16 protein-coding genes are annotated in these 18,425 nt (G+C 50.7%); 1 reads left to right on the forward strand and 15 read right to left on the reverse strand.

Features of this window, described 5'->3' with window-relative positions; genetic code table 11:
• Positions 1–6 precede the first annotated feature (6 nt).
• The 4 genes from dnaJ to hrcA form a co-directional block, all read right to left on the reverse strand.
• On the reverse strand, positions 7–1,164 hold the full coding sequence (gene dnaJ / locus FC49_RS03070; protein WP_003712367.1) for a molecular chaperone DnaJ: 1,158 nt from the start codon (positions 1,162–1,164) through the stop codon (positions 7–9).
• A gap of 109 nt (positions 1,165–1,273) precedes the next feature.
• Complete coding sequence (gene dnaK / locus FC49_RS03075) at positions 1,274–3,148, reverse strand: molecular chaperone DnaK (RefSeq protein WP_003712389.1); 1,875 nt, start codon at positions 3,146–3,148, stop codon at positions 1,274–1,276.
• 25 nt (positions 3,149–3,173) lie between these two features.
• A complete protein-coding gene (gene grpE, locus FC49_RS03080; protein WP_056984130.1) occupies positions 3,174–3,746 on the reverse strand; it encodes a nucleotide exchange factor GrpE in 573 nt (190 codons plus the stop codon).
• A gap of 12 nt (positions 3,747–3,758) precedes the next feature.
• Positions 3,759–4,811: a heat-inducible transcriptional repressor HrcA gene (gene hrcA, locus FC49_RS03085; RefSeq protein WP_003715158.1), complete on the reverse strand. Its 1,053-nt coding sequence runs from the start codon at positions 4,809–4,811 to the stop codon at positions 3,759–3,761.
• A gap of 115 nt (positions 4,812–4,926) precedes the next feature.
• On the opposite strand from hrcA, the gene FC49_RS03090 reads away from it, so the two are divergent.
• Positions 4,927–5,295 (forward strand): hypothetical protein, encoded by a 369-nt coding sequence (locus FC49_RS03090; protein ID WP_056984131.1) that lies wholly within the window; start codon positions 4,927–4,929, stop codon positions 5,293–5,295.
• Between the two features lie 249 nt (positions 5,296–5,544).
• On the opposite strand, the gene ribF is transcribed toward FC49_RS03090, so the two are convergent.
• The 11 genes from ribF to FC49_RS03145 all read right to left on the reverse strand — a co-directional run bounded on the left by ribF (position 5,545) and on the right by FC49_RS03145 (position 18,260).
• Positions 5,545–6,516, reverse strand: a complete 972-nt coding sequence (ribF, locus tag FC49_RS03095; RefSeq protein WP_056984133.1) for a riboflavin biosynthesis protein RibF — start codon at positions 6,514–6,516, stop codon at positions 5,545–5,547.
• A gap of 11 nt (positions 6,517–6,527) precedes the next feature.
• A complete protein-coding gene (gene truB / locus FC49_RS03100) occupies positions 6,528–7,427 on the reverse strand; it encodes a tRNA pseudouridine(55) synthase TruB (protein WP_056984135.1) in 900 nt (299 codons plus the stop codon).
• Positions 7,428–7,499: 72 nt separating this feature from the next.
• Positions 7,500–7,859 carry a 30S ribosome-binding factor RbfA gene (gene rbfA / locus FC49_RS03105; protein ID WP_003711749.1) on the reverse strand — a complete coding sequence of 120 codons (360 nt, stop codon included), beginning with the start codon at positions 7,857–7,859 and terminating at the stop codon, positions 7,500–7,502.
• A gap of 13 nt (positions 7,860–7,872) precedes the next feature.
• Entirely contained in the window at positions 7,873–10,155 is a 2,283-nt protein-coding gene (gene infB, locus FC49_RS03110) for a translation initiation factor IF-2 (protein WP_056984137.1), read from the reverse strand.
• 13 nt (positions 10,156–10,168) lie between these two features.
• Entirely contained in the window at positions 10,169–10,483 is a 315-nt protein-coding gene (locus FC49_RS03115) for a L7Ae/L30e/S12e/Gadd45 family ribosomal protein (RefSeq protein WP_003715132.1), read from the reverse strand.
• Positions 10,470–10,775: an RNase P modulator RnpM gene (rnpM, locus tag FC49_RS03120; protein ID WP_003711770.1), complete on the reverse strand. Its 306-nt coding sequence runs from the start codon at positions 10,773–10,775 to the stop codon at positions 10,470–10,472. The genes FC49_RS03115 and rnpM overlap by 14 nt, the downstream gene beginning before the upstream one ends.
• Before the next feature lie 20 nt (positions 10,776–10,795).
• Positions 10,796–11,992: a transcription termination factor NusA gene (nusA, locus tag FC49_RS03125; protein ID WP_056984139.1), complete on the reverse strand. Its 1,197-nt coding sequence runs from the start codon at positions 11,990–11,992 to the stop codon at positions 10,796–10,798.
• An 18-nt stretch (positions 11,993–12,010) separates the two neighbouring features.
• Positions 12,011–12,484, reverse strand: a complete 474-nt coding sequence (rimP, locus tag FC49_RS03130; RefSeq protein WP_003711748.1) for a ribosome maturation factor RimP — start codon at positions 12,482–12,484, stop codon at positions 12,011–12,013.
• 106 nt (positions 12,485–12,590) lie between these two features.
• Complete coding sequence (locus tag FC49_RS03135; RefSeq protein ID WP_056984141.1) at positions 12,591–13,955, reverse strand: APC family permease; 1,365 nt, start codon at positions 13,953–13,955, stop codon at positions 12,591–12,593.
• A gap of 82 nt (positions 13,956–14,037) precedes the next feature.
• Positions 14,038–17,142 carry an AAA family ATPase gene (locus tag FC49_RS03140; protein WP_056984143.1) on the reverse strand — a complete coding sequence of 1,035 codons (3,105 nt, stop codon included), beginning with the start codon at positions 17,140–17,142 and terminating at the stop codon, positions 14,038–14,040.
• Positions 17,142–18,260 carry an exonuclease SbcCD subunit D gene (locus tag FC49_RS03145; protein ID WP_056984145.1) on the reverse strand — a complete coding sequence of 373 codons (1,119 nt, stop codon included), beginning with the start codon at positions 18,258–18,260 and terminating at the stop codon, positions 17,142–17,144. Before FC49_RS03145 ends, FC49_RS03140 begins: the two co-directional genes overlap by 1 nt.
• Positions 18,261–18,425 lie beyond the last annotated feature (165 nt).

An 18,425-nucleotide genomic window follows, 5' to 3' on the forward strand; every position in this document is an offset into this window, starting at 1 on the left:
TACTATTTACCGGTCTTCAAAGGCATCTTTCAGCTTATCCAGGACGGACTTCTTGACCCCCTTAACATCTTCACCACTAGCTGCCGCGAACGCCATCATGGCCTCCCGCTGCCGCTTATTTAGGTTCTTCGGGGTCTTAACGTGGATCGTGACGTGTTCATCCCCGGTTCCCTTACCATTAAGGAACGGAACACCCTTGCCACGCAGGCGGAAATTAGTTTCCGATTGGGTCCCCGCCGGCACTTTGAGGCTAACGTCACCATGAACCGTCTTGACTTGGACCTCATCACCGAGGGCCGCCTGGGCAAAGGAAATGTCCTGGTCGACGTAAATATTCGTCCCCTCACGCCGGAATTCCCGACTTGGCGTCACCCGGAAGATAATGTAGAGATCACCAGCGGGACCACCGTTTTCACCGGCATCCCCCTGCCCCTGCAACCGCATCTGCTGACCATCGTCCACCCCAGCTGGAACCTTAACCTCCAGCTCGTGCTTTTCGTGAACGTGACCAGAACCGTGACAGGTATCACAACGGTCTTCTGGCTTGATTACCTTCCCAGTCCCGTTACATTCAGGACAGGTAGTCTGGGTCTGCATGTTGCCAAGTGGCGTTTGGCGAACGGTCACGACGACCCCGCTCCCGCCACAACGCTGACAGGTACTAGCCGACTTGCCCGGCTTAGCGCCTGTGCCGTGGCAGGTCTTACACTGGGCGTCACGGTCATATTTGATTGTCGTCGTCTTACCAAAGATCGCATCCATAAATTTTAAGGTCATTGCATACTGCAAGTCCCGGCCAGGACGCGGTGCTGTTGGATCTTGACGCGCTCGACCGCCGCCACCAAAGAATTGACTAAAGATATCTTCGAAGCCGCCGGCACCTCCGAAGCCTTGACCGCCAAAGCCACCGGCACCATTAAAGCCACCAAAACCTTGGCCTGCTTGTTGCCCGGTCGTCCCAAACTGGTCATACTGGGCCCGCTTTTGTGAGTCGCTCAGTACTTCGTAGGCTTCGTTAATATCCTTAAACTTTTCCTCCGCCCCCGGTTCATGGTTGACGTCCGGGTGATACTTCGCTGCCAAGCGTCGGTAAGCATGTTTAATATCTGCCTCAGAAGCATCCTTTGATACCCCTAAAACATCATAATAGTTCTTTTCTGCCATTGATTATCCCTCATCACTTAATTGCTTGTTTAGTTATACCATAAGTATGAACAGAAAGTAAAAGCCAAAGTCCTGTCTGATTGGCCTTTGGCTTTTACTAAGCAATTAATTACTTCTTGTCATCCGGAGTAACATCCTTGAAGTCACCATCAACGGTGTTGTCATCACCCTTGCTGTCACCATTATTGTTGCCAGCGTTACCACCGTTTGGTTGAGGACCACCCTGAGCGTTGCCTTGTGCTCCTTGAGCCTGCTGGTACAGCTTAACACTCAGGTCTTGGATAACCTTGTTCAAAGCATCCTTCTTGGCCTTCATGTCGTCCAGGTTGCCGCTTTCCTTAGCCTTCTTCAGGTCGTCACGGGCACTTTCGGCCTTCTTGATGTCGTCTTCTGGAACCTTGCCCTTGACTTCCTTCAAGGTCTTGTCGACTTGGAAGAGTTCTTGGTCGACTTCGTTCTTCAGGTCAACCTCTTCCTTCTTCTTCTTGTCGGCTTCGGCGTGTTCCTCAGCATCCTTCTTCATCCGCTCGATTTCTTCATCGCTCAGACCAGAGTTGGACTTAATCGTGATGTTTTGCTTCTTGTGGGTACCCTGATCTTCAGCAGAAACGTTCACAATCCCGTTCTTGTCGATATCAAAGGTAACCTTGATTTGAGGAACACCACGAGGAGCAGCAGGAATATCTGTCAGCTGGAAGTTCCCTAAGGTCTTGTTGTCAGCAGCCATTGGCCGTTCACCCTGGAGAACGTGGATGTCAACGGCGGATTGGTTATCAGCAGCCGTTGAGAAAATCTGACTCTTGGAAGTTGGGATGGTCGTGTTCCGGTCAATCAGCTTCGTGAAGACCCCACCCATGGTTTCAATCCCAAGGGAGAGTGGCGTAACATCCAGCAACACAACGTCCTTCACGTCACCAGTCAGAACCCCACCTTGGATAGCAGCACCAAGGGCAACGGCTTCATCAGGATTGATGGAGTGGTTTGGTTCCTTGCCGGTCAATTCCTTAACCATTTCTTGAACGGCTGGAATCCGGGTTGAACCACCGTTGAGGATAACTTCGTCGATGTCATCAAATGACAGGTCGGCATCCTTCAAGGCGTTCAGTACTGGTTGCTTCGTCCGTTCAACCAGGTCGTTAGTCAGTTGGTTGAATTGTGCCCGGGTCAAACTCTTTTCCAAGTGCAGTGGGCCATTTTCACCAGAGGAGATAAATGGCAGGCTGATTTGGGCTTCTTGGACACCGGAAAGGTCCTTCTTGGCCTTTTCAGCAGCGTCCTTCAACCGTTGCAGAGCCATCTTGTCTTGGGACAGGTCCACGCCATGCTCTTGCTTGAAGCCATCGATTAACCAGTCCATGATCTTTTGGTCAAAGTCATCCCCACCCAGGTGAGTATCACCGTTGGTTGAGAGAACTTGGAAGACCCCGTCCCCTAATTCCAGGATGGAAACATCAAAAGTCCCACCACCAAGGTCGTAAACCAGGATCTTTTCATCCTTATCCTTCTTGTCCAGGCCGTAAGCCAAAGAAGAAGCAGTCGGTTCGTTGATAATCCGCTTAACGTCCAAGCCAGCGATCTTACCAGCGTCCTTAGTCGCCTGCCGCTGGGCATCGTTGAAGTATGCTGGCACGGTGATAACCGCCTTATCAACCGTATCACCGATGTAGTCTTCAGCGTACTTCTTGAGGTATTGCAGAATCATTGCTGAAATTTCTTGTGGCGTGTACTTCTTGCCATCAATCTCAACCGTGTAGCCGGCTTCGCCCATGTGACTCTTAATGGAAGAAATCGTGTTTGGGTTCGTAATTGCTTGCCGCTTGGCAACTTCACCAACTTGCGTTTCACCGTTCTTAAATGAAACAACGGATGGCGTTGTCCGGCTTCCTTCTGGGTTAGTAATAATCTTCGGTTCGTTACCTTCCATAACGGCAACGGCGGAGTTAGTAGTACCTAAATCAATACCAATAATCTTGTTACTTGCCATTGTTTATTCCCTCTCTTAAATTAATTTATTGTGCAACAACAACCATTGCTGGGCGCAAGACCCGGTCCTTGAGCTGGTAACCAGCTTGGAGGACCTTGACCACCGTCTCTGGCTTCTGGTCATCTTGAACCGGGACAGTTTGCACTGCCTGGTGCAGAGTCGGATCAAAGGTTTCCCCCTCGGCAGGAATCTCAGTAATCCCGTGGTCGGTCAGGGCCTTGATCAGGTGGTCGTGAACCATCTGAATCCCCTTTTTAAGCTGCTGACCATTTTCGTCGGTAACTTCAATGTTCAATGCCCGCTTCAGGTTATCCAAGACGGGCAAAACACTCTTGGAGAGATCCTGACCATCATACTTCAGAATCTGGGCGCGTTCTTTTTTAAAGCGGTTAGTCATGTTTTGAATTTCCGCTTCCGCACGCAGGTACTTATCATCCTTATCTGCTAACTGGGCTTTTAAGTCATCAATTTCTTTTTGCAGCTTTTCACAGCGGTGATGACACTGCTCATGATGTTTTGCCTGGTCAGACTTTGAATCTTTCTCAGGCTTCTGTTGAGCAGCCGCTTCCTGCTGGTCTTTCTTTTTTTCTTCTGCCAAATGACTCGCCTCCTATGAATCGTAATAATGGCGGTAAAAATCAAGCAACCGCTTTGCTAGTTCTTGGCGAAAAGCATTCACAATTCCGATTGTCCGTGAATATGGCATCCGGGTCGGTCCCAAAACGGCGATAATTCCCTTCCCATACTGGTCAACATTATACTTGGCCGTAATCAGGCTGTAATCGTTCAAGACCTGGTCCTTGGAAATCTCCGAGCCGATCTTAACGTTAATGTCTTTATTATCCGTCGAATCAGCTTCGAGAAGGTGCGACAGTTCATCGTTGCGGTCTAGCAAGCTATACAGTGCCTGAAGTGCTTGCGGATCTTGGTTATTGGAAAAGCCTAAAATATTTAGGCGCCCGCCCACAAAGAACCGCTCCCGGGCTGCCCGTGAAACCACGTTGTCAAACAGGTCCAGGAAACCGTTCGTGCTGTGCATATAGTGCATCACCCGCACGGGAATATCGTCACTCAGCCGCTTGAGCACCTCTGCCAGCGGCAAGCCGACCAGTTGGTCATTGATCATCCGGACGACTGCCTGCAAAGCCTCCGTGTCAAAATCACGTGGCAAGGTAAAGGACTGACTCTCCACTTCCCCACTATCAGTAACCAGAATGGCAATTACCTTCCGATTTCCCAGTGGGACAACGCGGAACCCGCTCAAACGTACATCGGCTTGCTCTGGCTTTAGCGTAAACGCGGTGTATGAGGTCAAGTCGGATAAAATGTCAGCCGAATGCGAGACAATCTCATCAATTTTTTGAAAACTGGTCCCCAATGAGTTTTGGATGACGACTAAATCGTTATCCGTTACCGCTCCCGGATCCAACAGATGGTCAACGTAATAACGATAACCCGTCTTTGATGGAACACGGCCAGAAGATGAGTGCTCCTTAGCAATTAAGCCTTGATCCTCCAGAACGGCCATTTCATTGCGGATTGTCGCCGAACTAACCTTAAACGGTAACTGTTCGGCCAGGTGCTTAGAACCAACCGGTTGACCCGTTGAGGTATATTGACGTACAATCGCTTGCAGGACCTTTTTTTGTCGCTGTGTTAGCATTTTGATCACATCCCCTTTTAGCACTCGTTAGGGCTAAGTGCTAAACACAATTTATAATATACCAATCCCCCGTCTAAAAGTCAAGGAATGTCAAACTACAAAAGGAAGTTTTATCGTGAAGCAGGAAGAACGTTACATTCAACCACAAAATACCCGGGAAGCATTGCTCCTTATCCAAAAACTCTTTAACAGCTACCGCAATGCCCCGCTTACCCAGGAGTTACTCAATTATCACAATAACCTTATCTTTCGCCTTGGCAGTGATATCCATGATGCCGCGGTTAAGGAAGGGCAGCAGGCCCAGCTAGAAGACCTTTCTAATTTGAGCGCTGCCATGCGCCGCTGGACTACGATTCGCCTTTCCGGCCGGCCGTTCAACTTCAAGCTCCGGCATTTCAAATTGGTCAGCGACCAAACGCCCAAGTTCAAACGCCAGGTTCATAAAATTCATCAAAGCGGCAGCCACCGGGCCAGTCGCCATTAAAAAAGAGTATGAGAAAAAATGCCTAAAATCGGCTGGCAAGCTGATTTTAGGCATTTGTCTTTTGACGTACAGCTAGCCTATTTGGGGTTGCTGCGCTGTTGCATTTTTATCTTTAAAACAGTAAAGAGACTGAGTTAATTCCCAGCCCCTTGCTAGTTCTTACTAATTACAAAGATAACGCCAACTCTGTGTCAACGGGAGTGGGAAAACGAACTAGGCAAGCTAGTCCTTTCCTGCTCCCACTTTTGTTTACTCTAACGGCCAGTCAGACCGCGAAGCATCGGCTAGGACCCGGCGTGCATTCGTCTCATCATGGCGCATTTGAGCAACGAGTTCGTCAGCACCGGCAAACTTTTCTTCGCCACGCAGGTACTGGTACCACCGAACTCTAACCTCCTCACCATAAATCATTTGCTTAAAGTCAAAAAGGTAAATTTCCACCGTTAACTTCGCCGCCTTGCCAAAGGTGATGTTATGGCCAACACTCGCCATGCCGCCGTACCAACGATCACCGACTTTTACTTCCACCGCGTAAACACCGATTCCAGGAATCAGCTCTTCTTGTGGAGCCTCAATATTGGCAGTTGGGAACCCCAGGGTCCGGCCCCGCGCCAGTCCATGGACAACCAGGCCGCTGGTCTGATAGCGGTAACCGAGAGCCGTATTAGCTGCTCCTACCTGCCCCGTAGCGATTAGCTGACGAATTTGCCGTGAACCAACCTTGGCACCTGATTGACCACTTAACGTAAACTTGGGAACCGTGACCACTTCGAACCGGCCAGCAGCATACATTGGCAGCCGTTCCATCGTCGCAACATCTTTCGTACCATAGGTATGGTCAAAACCAGCCACTACCACCTGGCTGTGAAAAGCCTGTAAGTAGTCCGTAACGAAGTCCTCGGGTGACAAACTGGCGTAGGCCGAGGTGAAACTAACAAGGTAGACCAAGTCCACGCCCAGCTCTTCTAATAATTCTAACTTCCGCTTGGTAGTCGACAGGTAGTCAAAGCCAGCTGGATACTGGTGGTAAACGATTCCGGGCGCGTGATCATAGGTGAGGACTGCCAGGGGCAGATTCCGTTCCTGTGCAATCTTCTTAGCAGTTCCAATCACTTCCTGGTGGCCCCGGTGGACACCATCGAAAAAGCCCATCGCCAGCACAACCGGCCCGTCCGGAACCAACTGGTGATTTAACGGGTGGTGAATTTTAATTACTCGCAACCTGGTCCCTCCTAGTTCACAGAAAACATTTTCGTCGGCTTATAGTGGTCGGTATCCCGGTGATACAGCGCCTTCACCTGGTGATCATATTTCAGGACGACCTCCGCGGCCGCCAAAGGAAGCTCCGCGGCTGGCAGCCAGCCGCCATTTTGAACTGCCCGCCACTGCTTTTCCGTCAGCTCAACGACCGGATAATCCTTCAACGCATAGTCAAGCGGGTAGAGGTAGCGTTTCATCGTTTGGCTAGCCACCGCGTCCTGTACATCCGCTAAACTGAGGGTCTGATCAATTGTGAAGCCGCCACTCTCCAGGCGGGTCAACCACTTCATTGCCCCCGGATAGCCTAGTTGCCGGGCAAGGTCGACCACTAAGGTCCGCACATAGGTACCCTTCGAGCAAGCAACCTTAAAAAAGACGTGCTGCTCTTGTTGTGCTTGGTCGTAGTGGTTACGGATTAGCGTAAAGTCGGTAATCGTGACGTGACGGGCCGGCCGGTCCACCGTTTCTCCTGCACGGGCATACTCATACAGCCGCTTACCGTTAACTTTAACTGCTGAATACATGGGGGGAACCTGGGTAATCTCGCCGGTTAGCTTGGTCATCGCCGCGGTGACCGCTTCGTCACTGATGGCTGCTTTCACTGGTGCCTGTTCAATCACCTGACCATCAAAATCCTCCGTCTCCGTGGCCCGACCAATCACCAACTCCCCCTGGTAAACCTTGCCACTCTGCATCAAGTATTCAACTGCTTTGGTAGCAGTACCCACGCAGATCGGCAAGACCCCATCAACCGATGGATCAAGCGTACCAGAATGGCCGATTTTACGAGTCTTGAGGATGCGCCGCAAGCGGCTGACACAGTCAAAACTGGTCATCCCCCGTTCTTTGTATAAAGGAATAATTCCGTCCATTTTCCGCATTCCTCCGTATGTATTTTAAAAGGGGGCTGGGCTGAGCTCGGCCATCCCGCTCCCTTTTTCGGACTACTTGTCCTGCTTGTGAAGCTGGTTGATCAACTGGTCAATCCGACTCCCATAAGCTACAGACTTGTCCCGTTCAAACTTAATTTCCGGTGTCTTGAAGATATTCAACCGGGCGCCCAGTTCACTTCGAATCAGGCCAGTCGCCTTATCCAGCCCCGCCTGCACCTTTTCCATCTCCGATGCTTTATCAGATAGGATACTGTAATAAATCGTTGCTTGCTGGAGGTCACCGGTAACGTCAACCCCGGTAATCGTAACTCCTTGGACCCGCGGATCCCGGACCCGCTTCAAAAGAATATCATCGACTTCCCGCTGAATTTGCTGGGCGAGCCGATCGACCCGGTATTGTTTGTTAGGCATACTTATATCCTCCTTACTTAACCGGAACTTCCTTCATTTGGTAAGCTTCGATCACGTCATTTTCCTTAATGTCGTTATAGTTTTCAATCGTTAAACCACATTCAAAGCCGGACTTGACTTCCTTGACGTCATCCTTAAACCGTTTCAAGCTGCCCAGTTCGCCTTCGTAAACGACCACGCCGTCACGAACCAACCGCACCTTCGCGTCCCGGGTAATCTTACCGGAAGTAACCATTCCCCCGGCAATTGTCCCGACCTTGGAAGCCTTGTAAATCTGCCGTACTTCAACTTCACCGATCGTTTCTTCCTCGTAAACTGGTTCCAGCATCCCCTTCATGGCATCTTCAACCTCTTCAATTGCGTTGTAGATGACCCGGTGGAGACGGATATCAATGTTGCTGGAGTCGGCAAGGGACTTGGCGACTGGTGTTGGCCGAACGTTGAAACCGATGATAACGGCGTTTGATGCTTCCGCCAGGGTAACGTCACTCTGACTAATGGCACCAACGGCCTGGTGGATAATATCGACCCGGACACCGTCAACTTTGATCTTTTGCAGACTCTGGCTGAGGGCTTCAACAGACCCTTGCACATCCGCCTTGATGATAATTGGGAGGGTCTTCATTTCCCCCTTCTTCATCGTGGCGAACAGGTTATCAAGGGTAACGTGAGAAGTCCGTTGCCGTTCCTTATCCTGGGCCCGCTTAGCCCGTTCTTCTCCGGCCGCCCGGGCAGTCTTTTCATCATCAAAGACCACGAACCGGTCCCCAGCTTCTGGGACTTCGTTTAAGCCGGTAATTTCCACTGGGGTCGCTGGGGTTGCCGCCTTGATCCGGCGCCCACTTTCGTTCGTCATCGTCCGCACACGACCAAAGGTATTGCCGACAACAATCGGGTCCCCAACATGAAGGGTCCCTTGTTGAACCAGCACGGTGGCAACTGAACCCCGTCCCTGATCCAACCGGGCTTCAACAACGGAGCCGGCCGCGTTTTGGTCCGGGTTGGCAGTTAATTCCATCATTTCCGCCTGGAGCAGGATCATGTCCAGCAGCTCGTCCAAGTTCTTGCCAAACTTAGCGGAAATCTTGACGAAGATGGTGTCCCCACCCCAGTCTTCTGGAATCAGGTTGTACTTAGCCAATTCTTCCGTTACCCGGTCCGGGTTAGCGCCCGGCTTATCAATCTTGTTGACCGCCACAATGATCGGGGTTTTAGCAGCCTGGGCGTGGTGGATGGCTTCGACAGTTTGCGGCATAACACCATCATCAGCTGCCACCACCAGAACAGTAATATCGGTGATGTTAGCACCCCGCGCACGCATTTCAGTAAAGGCGGCGTGTCCTGGCGTATCCAGGAAGGTAATCAGGTTGTCATTATAGTGCACTTGGTAGGCACCGATTTCCTGGGTGATCCCCCCGGCTTCGTGTTCCGTAACGTGGGAGTGCCGCAGCTTATCCAACAGGGTCGTCTTACCATGGTCAACGTGTCCCATAACGGTAACTACTGGCGGCCGTTTAACCAGGTGCGCAGTATTTTGCTGCTCGTCTTCAAACATCTTATCGATATCTGAAACATCAACTTCAACCTTTTCCTTGGCTTCGATCCCGTAATCAGTAGCCAGCAGCTCGATCGTGTCCTTATCCAGGGATTGGTTTTGGTTGATCATGACGCCGAGCATAAAGAGCTTCTTGATGATTTCCGCAGAAGGCCGGTGAAGCAGCTTAGCCAAATCCTGGGCGTTCATCCCTTCGGTGTATTCCAGCACTTCTGGTAACGGCTTGTCCTTCCGCTGGGTTGGCTGTTTATGAGCCACTTCCCGCATCCGGTTATTTCCCTTATTATGCTTATTACGCTTCTTGTTCTTCTTGTTGAAGCGTTTGCCGTGGCGGTCGTTGTTGTTCAGGCTGCCACCAAACCGGCCACCATGATTCTGGTTCCGGCGGTTGTCATCATGCTTCTTTTCACTGTGCCGGTTCTGGTGTTCTTCCCGTGGCCGTTCTTCTTCCTGTTGGCGCTTAGCTTGGTGCTGCTGATTCCCCTTTGCACCCTGGTGAGAATTATCGTGGGCCTGCTTCTTATGACTATCCTTCTTTGCTGGCCGTTGTTTAGGGGCCGCCTTGGCGCTCGACTGCTGACCACCGTTCTTTACTACATCGCGCAGTTTCTGGGCCTGAGCAGGCGTGACGGACGACATGTGACTTTTAATGTTCATCCCCTGCTGGTTTGCTACCTTGACGAGACCCTTGCTTGGCATTTTGAGCTCTTTAGCTAGTTCATAAATCCGTTCTTTGGCCATACGCTCACTCTCCTTATTCCATTCTCAGTAATTCCTCAAACTTTCTTGCAAAACCTGGTTGGACAACACCAATAACGGTCCGTGATTGGCCCGTTGCCTGACTGAGCTGGCTTTTAGTAAATTCTTGGGAGCAGGGCACGTGGTAAGTGTGGCACTTATCAGTGAACTTCTTGCTCGTTGCCTTGCCCGCGTCCTTTGCTAAAAACACAAACTTTGCCTGATTAGTTTGAATATTTTTTAAAACAATTGCTTCTCCACTTACCAGTTGGCGCGCGCGACGGGCCAGTCCGAGTAAGCTCAGTACCTGCTGATCGTTACTTTTTGCCATCGTTGCCAAATAACTCTTGACGGGCCTGTAAGTGGTCAGTGTACTTGATTAGTTCATCATAAAACTCATCATCTAGTTTAACATGGAAGGCTTTTTCAAAGGTCTTTTCCGCCTTCGCCCGCTTAGCAATCTCTACGTCCACGGCGATGTAGGCGCCACGCCCCGCCTTCTTACCAGTTGGATCTAGGGAAACCTCATCTTCCTTGTTCTTCACAACCCGAATTAGTTGCCGCTTGGGCATCATTTCCCCCGTGACGATATCCTTGCGCATTGGTACTTTTCTCTTTTTCATTTTTTCACCCCATTGCTCAATTATTCTTCATCGGCTGGTTGGTCGTTTTCATCAACCAGCGGCTGGTCATCAGTAGTTGACTGGTCTTCGGCAGTTTCTGCCTGGGCCTGGAGTTCTTCCATTTCCGAAGCTGACTTGATATCAATCTTGTACTTAGTCAACCGGGCTGCTAGGCGCGCATTCTGCCCCCGCTTCCCAATTGCCAAGGAGAGCTGGTCATCTGGAACAACCACCGTGCAGGACCGTTCTTGTTCTTCTTCGCCATCCTCACGTTCAATCGTTACCGGATCGTTAAAGATAACATCCAATACTTCGGCTGGATTAAGGGCGTTCGCGATAAACTTCGCCGGATCCTTAACGTATTCCACGATATCCATGTTTTCGCCATCTAACTCGTTCACAATCGCCTGAACCCGGGAGCCACGAGGACCGACACAGGTGCCGACTGGATCGATATTATCATCGTTGGAGTACACTGCAACCTTAGCCCGGTCGCCAGCCTCCCGCGCGATGTTTTCGATCAGAACCGTCCCGTCCTTGATTTCTGGAACTTCGCGTTCAAAGAGCCGCTTCAGCAGTTCTGGAGCAGTCCGGCTAACGTAAATCTGTGGTCCCCGCCGGTCATCATTAACCTTCGATACATAAACCTGAATCCGGTCATGAACACGGTAATGCTCATTTGGCATCTCATCGCGGAAGCCCATTGCCCCTTCAACACCGTCGCCTAAGTCAACGTAAGTAAACCGCTTATCTTCCCGGGAAACTTCACCGGTGATGATTTCATTTTCATAGGTCTTGTACTTATCATAAACGATTCGCCGCTCTTCCTCACGGAGCCGTTGCATAACAACTTGTTTAGCAGTTTGAGCAGCAATCCGCCCGAAGTTACGGGGCGTTACTTCTTCCCGAATCTGATCGTCAACGTCATAGCCCTGCCCATGGGGGAGCTTGCGGGCTTCGGCCAGGCTCATGTACTGGTTGCTGTCGGCAGCAACTTTTTCTTCATCGTCAGTAATCGTTTTGACGGCGTAGACCTTAATATTCCCAGTCGTTGCGTTGAACTCAACTTCAACGTTCTTATCACCGTAGTTCTGCTTGTAGGCAGATTCCAGAGCCTGTTCCAAGGCCTCAATGACGACTTCCTTCTTGATCCCTTTTTCTTTTTCCAAGTAGTCTAGGGCGCCAATCATTTCGCTGTTGACTTTTGACTTGCTCACTTCGAACACTCCTTTTAATTAAAACTTGATTGCTAACCGTGCTTTGGCCACCTTGCTCCGGTCAATTACCACTTGCCGGTGCCGGGTCTTATCCATAAAGTCCAAGGTCATTTCCTTATCGGATAGCTCCATTAAGGTCCCTTCATAGACTTTCTTGCCGGCAATTTGTTGGTACAGGGAAACATGGATATAGTGGTTAACCGCCCGCTGGTAGTCAGCTTCATTTTTGAGTGGCCGCTCAGCGCCGGGTGACGAAACTTCCAGGAAATAGGCCTGCGGAATCGGGTCGGGTTCAACGTTATCCAGGGCCTCGCTTAGCTGATCGCTTACGGTTGCACAATCATCAAGCGTGATTCCACCATCCTTGTCGATGTATACCCGAAGATACCAGCTCTTGCCCTCTTTCACAAATTCAATGTCGTATAAGTAAAAATGGTGCTCATCAAGAATCGGGGTTACTAAATCCGTAACGGTCTCAGTAACTGTACTCATCCTTCTCACCTCCATATTATTTGCAATAAAAAGAGCGAGCATTGCTGCTCACTCCAACGAGTTATTTACCATAGTCATTGTATCATGACCGGCCATGAAGTACAAGTCAGTCACTTTTCTTTTTCCCTTGTTTAAGGGCCGCAAGAAACTGAGCGTGCCGTTTATCCGCTTCCTCGTCCCGTTGAATGAAGAAGTAGGCTGCCGCAGCCAGGAGGGCAACAAAGGTCCCCAGCAACAGTGTTTCAGCGGTAAAGTTGGTAACCATGTAACATGATACCAACAACGCAAAGGCGGGGATTAAATACCGCCCCGGCAGCTTAAAGCCGTGAGTTGGATACTCATTGCTGTGCGTAAACTTGACAACCGCCAAAATCGATGGCACGTACTGAATAAAGGAGGCTAACACCGTGCATGATACCAAGAACAAGTAGCTTTGAGTAGAAAAGGCAATTGACAGTGCCGCCGTCAATAGGATTCCGACCCATGGCGCATCGTGCTTATTCTTCTTCCCAAAGGCCTTGGGCAGCATTCCGTGTTCATTTGCTAGGGAAGCTACCAGCGATGGTGTATTAAACGAAGCGCTGAAGGCCACCCCAAAGATGCTGACCAGCATTCCGACAATAATCAGCGAGTAGCCCCACTTCCCAATTGCGGTACCAAATGCATTCGCTAGCGGAGTCGAATACCCAGCTAAGTGGTGACCAGAAATACCAATCGCCACTAGCATCATTAACGCATCTAAGATAGTAACACTAACCATCACCGCCACCAGGACCCGGGGAATATTCTTCTCTGGGTTCTTCATCTGTTTAGCGGCAATCGGCAGGAATGAAAAGCCAGTAAACAGGTAGAAAATCGGCGTGAAGGCCGCCCCAAAGTGTTTCAGAAAAGGACCAGCCCCCGTCAGGGCCGCAGCCGGAATTACCGGTGAATAATTAGCGCCGTGGACGAAGAAGACCCCCACGATAATAAAAACCAGCAGGGTCAAAATCTTAACAGCAGCGGATAAATTATTGACTGCCTTAACGAGACTGCGGCCGAAGAAGTTAATTACCGCAAACAGGATAATCAACCCAAAGGCAGCGGCATAGTACACCAGGCGATTATCAAATACTGGCAGGAAACTCTTCATGGTCGTCAGCAGAGCAACGATTTCGGCGGAAAGGGTACAGCAGCCGAGGAACCAGGTAAAGATTCCTAACTCATAGCTGGTAAAACGGCCAAAAGCATGGTAGGAATATAACCAAGCAGCACCCGAACCAGTAAACCGGCTGGCTAGGTCCGCATAGCATAGCGCAATCAGCGAAACCGTCAGGGCCGTACACAATAACACCAGAACGGCCGAGAGGTTCATATAACGATAGATGACGGAAGGCAAGAGGAAAGTTCCTGAACCAATTACCCCATTAATGCCCAGAAAATAGATTGAAATAAATGAGAGCTTTTTGGGCTTTGTATTATTAGAAATAATAATACCCCCTAAATCTTATAATTATTTTAATTGTAGCACTCTTATCCCCAACAAACGGGGTTATTTCTACGATGTTGCAAATTTATAATTCGTGCTGGTAGCTGACTGTACTCCGCCCGTTTGCTGAACGAACCAGCAGCTGGTCAGGAATCTGGTCCTCTAATTCTGTAACGTGGCTGATAATGCCGATCATCCGGTGACCCTCTAGTTCTTGTAACGCCTGCAAAGCATCAGCAAGCGCTTGCTGATCCAGCGAACCAAAGCCTTCGTCGATAAAGAGAGCATCGATACTGATACCGCCACTCTGCTCCTGAATGATTTGACAGAGGGCGAGGGCCAAGGCTAACGAGGCCATAAAGCTCTCTCCGCCAGAGAGTGTCCGGGCACTCCTGGTCTTTCCTGCATTGTCGTCATAAACGTTGACCTCAAGCCCACTCCACTTGGCCCCCGCACCGTGACTTTCGGTAGCTAATTCAAACTGGTAGCGGCCATTGGTCAGCCGTGCCAGTTGAATATTTGCAGCCTCCAGGACGTCCTGGAAATAGGCCTGGAGCACGTAACGCTCTAAGCTGAGGTGGTTCTCCGTGTTGCCGGCAATCACATCTGTCAGTGTCTGCAACTGGTTTACCTGCTCATCGGCTTTATCTGTCTGGGCCAGCAGTTTAACTACCTTCTGCTGGTTGTCTTGAAGTGCAGTTAGCCGACTTTTTAGCTGACCAATTGATTGTTGCTGGTCAGCCGCTTGCTGCTGGGCTGCTGCAAGCTGGGCCCGCCGTGCCGTTAAGTCGGGTGCTGGCTGATCAGCAACCAAATCCCGCAGGTGTTCTTGCTGGACTTGGTTGCCACGAAGCTGGTCGTGGAAGTCCTTGACTTGCTGGCGCAGTTTGGGCAGCTGGACTAAGTACTCCGCTGATTCTTGCCAGAAGGCCCAGCCAAGCTGCGAATCACGCTCTGCTAATCGTTCTACTAAGTCAGCACGGCGTTGGACCTGGGTCTGCCTCAATTCGCTAGCGTCGTGCTTAAACTGGCCTGCCCGACTCTGGGCAGCCGCCAAATCCTGCCGGACATTCTGGAGCTGGCCTTGAATTCTTTTTTCCTGCTGTTCGAACTCGGTAACCCGTGTTTGCCACTTGCTTAACTGTTTCTGGGCAGCTTGTTCCGTTGCCAGGTCGGCTGGCAGCTGGCCCCGTTTTTCCTGCAGGACGGTCTGCTTCCTAATGAGCTCCTGCTGGGTAGCTGCTAATTCAGTAGTCAGCTGTTGAATAGCCGGCTGGTCAGTAGCTATCTTCTGACGAAGCTCCGTTGCCTGCTGCTGCCATTCTTGAACCGCCCCCTCTAGCTTCTGCAGGTCATGGTCAGCTGTTGTCAGTTGCTGCTGGCGGTCAGCAATCAGCTGCTGCCAACCGGCGGGCAAACTATCCGCGGACAGCAGCTGGGCTACCGTAGCCTGACTAGCCGTTAGCTGCTGGTCCAATTTCGTCACTTGTTGACGTGCCGTCGCCAGTTGTTCCTGATAGTGCACAACTGTCTGTTGCTGTTTTTGGGCGGCTTTGGTGGCCGTCTCGACGTCCTCTTCAGTAACCAGTGTTCCCGTATCCTCAGCAGGCACTGCCAAGTGCGGGTGATCTAACGAGCCGCAAACCGGACAGGGAGTCCCTGGCTTGAGCTTCCTTGCAAGCCGCGCAATTTGCTGGCGTGCAAAACGATCGTCCAAGTCAGTCAACGTTGCAGCTGCCTCCTTCGCCGCCTCCGTGCTCCGGGTAAGACTGGCTGCTAGCTCCTGCTGGCGTTCTCGTTGCCGGTCACGCTCCAAGAGCAACTGGTCAAGCCGCTCACCCTCCGCTACCAGTTTTTCCTGCTGGCCTAGCTGCTTGGTAAGGTCCAGTCGACGTTGCGCTAAATCCTGGTGAGCAGTCAACTGCTGATCCAGTTCTTTTAACTGGTCCTGTTTAACTGCCAATAATTGTTGCCTACTCTCCTGTTTTTGCCGTTGCTGCTGGTAGTCTGTTGTCGCCTGAGAAAGCTCAGCTGCCAGACAATCAGCTTCCGCAAATAATGGCAACTGACGCTGCAACGTCAGGCAACGTTCGTGAAGCTGGTCAATTTCAGGCCGCTGCCCTCGAACCGCTTCTTCTTCGCCTTGTAGTTGCCCTTGCTGGTCAGTCAAGTCAGCGAGGAGGTCGGTAGCCTGCTGGTAGCCCTGATCAAGTTTGGCAAGTTGGTTTTGACCATCGTGCCACCGTTGGTAATCCGTTTGGTGTTCCTGGAACCATTCCAAGTCGGCAACCCGTTTTTCAACAGTTGTGAGTTCCGCCCTACGGCTAGCCAATTGGGTAGCCGCTTTTTTCAGCTGGGCCAAGGCTGCCAGGTTGGCCGCTAGCTCCTGCTCCGTGTGCAAACGGTCAGTAAGGTCCTTGATAACTCCTTGCTGCCGGCGTTCCTGGGTATTTTTCACTGCCAATTCTTCATTTAATTCCGTGACCCGGCCCTTAACGCGGTGGAGCCATTCGGTTGTGTTGATTCCGGTTTCAATGTCAGGAACGTTTTCTTTAAGTGACTGGAGCTTAGTTTGCTGAATTTCTATCCCCTTTTTACGTTGACTTAGCTTCTCCCGCAGAGCCTGAGTCCACCGCGCATAGCGACCGGTATTGAACAAATCCCGTAGGAGGCGTTCCTTGGTATTGCTATCCGAATCTAAAAACTGGCGAAATTTTCCCTGCGGTAGTAAGACAATCTGCTTAAACTGGTCCCGTGTCAGGTTTAGCAAGTCACCGATGAAGGTATCGGCTTCCTTGATTTTAGTGATCTCTTGCGGCTGATTACCAGTGAGTGGATAACGCAGGCTGACCGCCTGGTTATGCTCAACGAGGTTACCACGACGCCCTTTCAGAACCTGCTTGGGCCTCCGCATAATTTGGTAATCCTTTCCCTGGTGGGCAAAGGTAAACGTGACCCGGGTCTCCTGATCGGCAGGAGCAAAATCTGACCGCAACGCTGCCGCTGACCGGTCACGATCGCTGGTCGTTTGACCAAAAAGGGCATAGCACATGGCATCAAAGATGGTTGTTTTGCCGGCCCCGGTGTTCCCCGCCACCAAAAACAGCGACTGGTCAGGAAATTGGGTAAAATCTACTGTTTCGTGCTCGTAGGGACCAAAGTACTGCAATTCTAACTTTAATGGACGCATTACTGTTCCTCCTTAGTGGCCTCGGTGAGGGCTTCCTCCGCCCATCGATACTGCGCCGGACTTAACTTGCCTCCTAAAGTCTGGGAATAAAAATCAGCCAGCAAGTCCAACGGTGATTCTGTCACCCGATGCTTTTGACGGTTCAGCGCCAATTGCTGAGCCTGGTGGGTGCGATGGAGACTAACGATTTTAGGAAAAACAGTCCGCAGCTTATTCAACACATCAGGAATCCGCTCCCGATCTGTTAACTCAATGTCGTAGAAATCCGTTGCCGGATAGCCCTTAGCATTAGCCATCAGTTCCTTAAAGCTGGCCTTTAAGAGCGTAATATCATGAAGCGGCTCCAGGGGAAGCCACTGAACCGCAAACGGGTCCGTATCAACCAACCAGACTCCCTTTTCTTGTTGCGCCTCTGAAACTGAGAACTTCAATGGCGAACCACTATACTTAACGCGCTCTTCGTTCAGGGCGTTTCGGTTATGGAGGTGTCCCAATGCCACGTAATCAAACGGTGCTAACATGGAAGTCGCCACAGCACTCAGGCCGCCAACTTCAATCAGCGTTTCGGAATCAGCAGTGCGCTGACTGCCCGCAGCAAAGAAGTGCGCTACCAGGACATGGTGCTTATCGGCTAAAAAAGCCTTCTGCATTTCTGCCACAATTCTCTCCATTGCGTCATTGACGGTTTTAATGCGCTCATCATGAAAATAGTTCCGCACGGCCTGAATGCCAAAAAACGGCAGCAGGAAAAACTGGGTATCCTTAATAGTCACTGGGGTAAAGGCACTTGCCAGGTCAGTGTTCAAATAAAATGAGCTGCGGGCAAACCAGTCAGCTCCCGTGCTAAGGCGGGTGGCCGAGTCATGGTTGCCACTGATTGCCAGCACTGGGAAGTGGTCTGTTAAGTTAAGGCGCCGCAGCATCCCATTCAACTCCTTCACAGCTGCTTCACTGGGGATACTCCGGTCGTAAAGATCCCCCGCCACCACGACTGCATCTACCTGCTCTCGCTGAGCGATTTGTTCGATTTGGGCAAACACTGCCTGCTGGTCTTCCAGCAAACTGAATTCATTCAAAGTCTTGCCAATATGCCAATCAGCAGTATGTAAAAAGCGCATTGTATCCTCCTCTTTGCGGGTGAACTTCCCCACTCATCCAAAACATACGTTCGTATTGATAATACTATAATTAATCCTGGAACTCAATCCTTTTAAAATAATAAGGGTCAGCGCTAGCCTATTTAAGCTGCCAGCTACTGCGTTGTAGCATTTTACTACCTTTAA

Origin of the sequence: Limosilactobacillus oris DSM 4864, assembly GCF_001434465.1 — a bacterium.
In the GTDB taxonomy this organism is placed as follows: Bacteria; Bacillota; Bacilli; order Lactobacillales; family Lactobacillaceae; genus Limosilactobacillus; species Limosilactobacillus oris.

Excerpts from the sequence above, each read along its gene's own strand:
- truB (WP_056984135.1), bottom strand. The coding sequence starts at position 7,427 with ATGGACGGAATTATTCCTTTATACAAAGAACGGGGGATGACCAGTTTT.
- FC49_RS03115 (WP_003715132.1), bottom strand. The coding sequence starts at position 10,483 with ATGGCAAAAAGTAACGATCAGCAGGTACTGAGCTTACTCGGACTGGCC.
- rimP (WP_003711748.1), bottom strand. The coding sequence starts at position 12,484 with ATGAGTACAGTTACTGAGACCGTTACGGATTTAGTAACCCCGATTCTT.
- dnaJ (WP_003712367.1), bottom strand. The coding sequence starts at position 1,164 with ATGGCAGAAAAGAACTATTATGATGTTTTAGGGGTATCAAAGGATGCT.
- infB (WP_056984137.1), bottom strand. The coding sequence starts at position 10,155 with ATGGCCAAAGAACGGATTTATGAACTAGCTAAAGAGCTCAAAATGCCA.
- rbfA (WP_003711749.1), bottom strand. The coding sequence starts at position 7,859 with ATGCCTAACAAACAATACCGGGTCGATCGGCTCGCCCAGCAAATTCAG.
- rnpM (WP_003711770.1), bottom strand. The coding sequence starts at position 10,775 with ATGAAAAAGAGAAAAGTACCAATGCGCAAGGATATCGTCACGGGGGAA.
- hrcA (WP_003715158.1), bottom strand. The coding sequence starts at position 4,811 with ATGCTAACACAGCGACAAAAAAAGGTCCTGCAAGCGATTGTACGTCAA.
- dnaK (WP_003712389.1), bottom strand. The coding sequence starts at position 3,148 with ATGGCAAGTAACAAGATTATTGGTATTGATTTAGGTACTACTAACTCC.
- FC49_RS03140 (WP_056984143.1), bottom strand. The coding sequence starts at position 17,142 with ATGCGTCCATTAAAGTTAGAATTGCAGTACTTTGGTCCCTACGAGCAC.
- FC49_RS03145 (WP_056984145.1), bottom strand. The coding sequence starts at position 18,260 with ATGCGCTTTTTACATACTGCTGATTGGCATATTGGCAAGACTTTGAAT.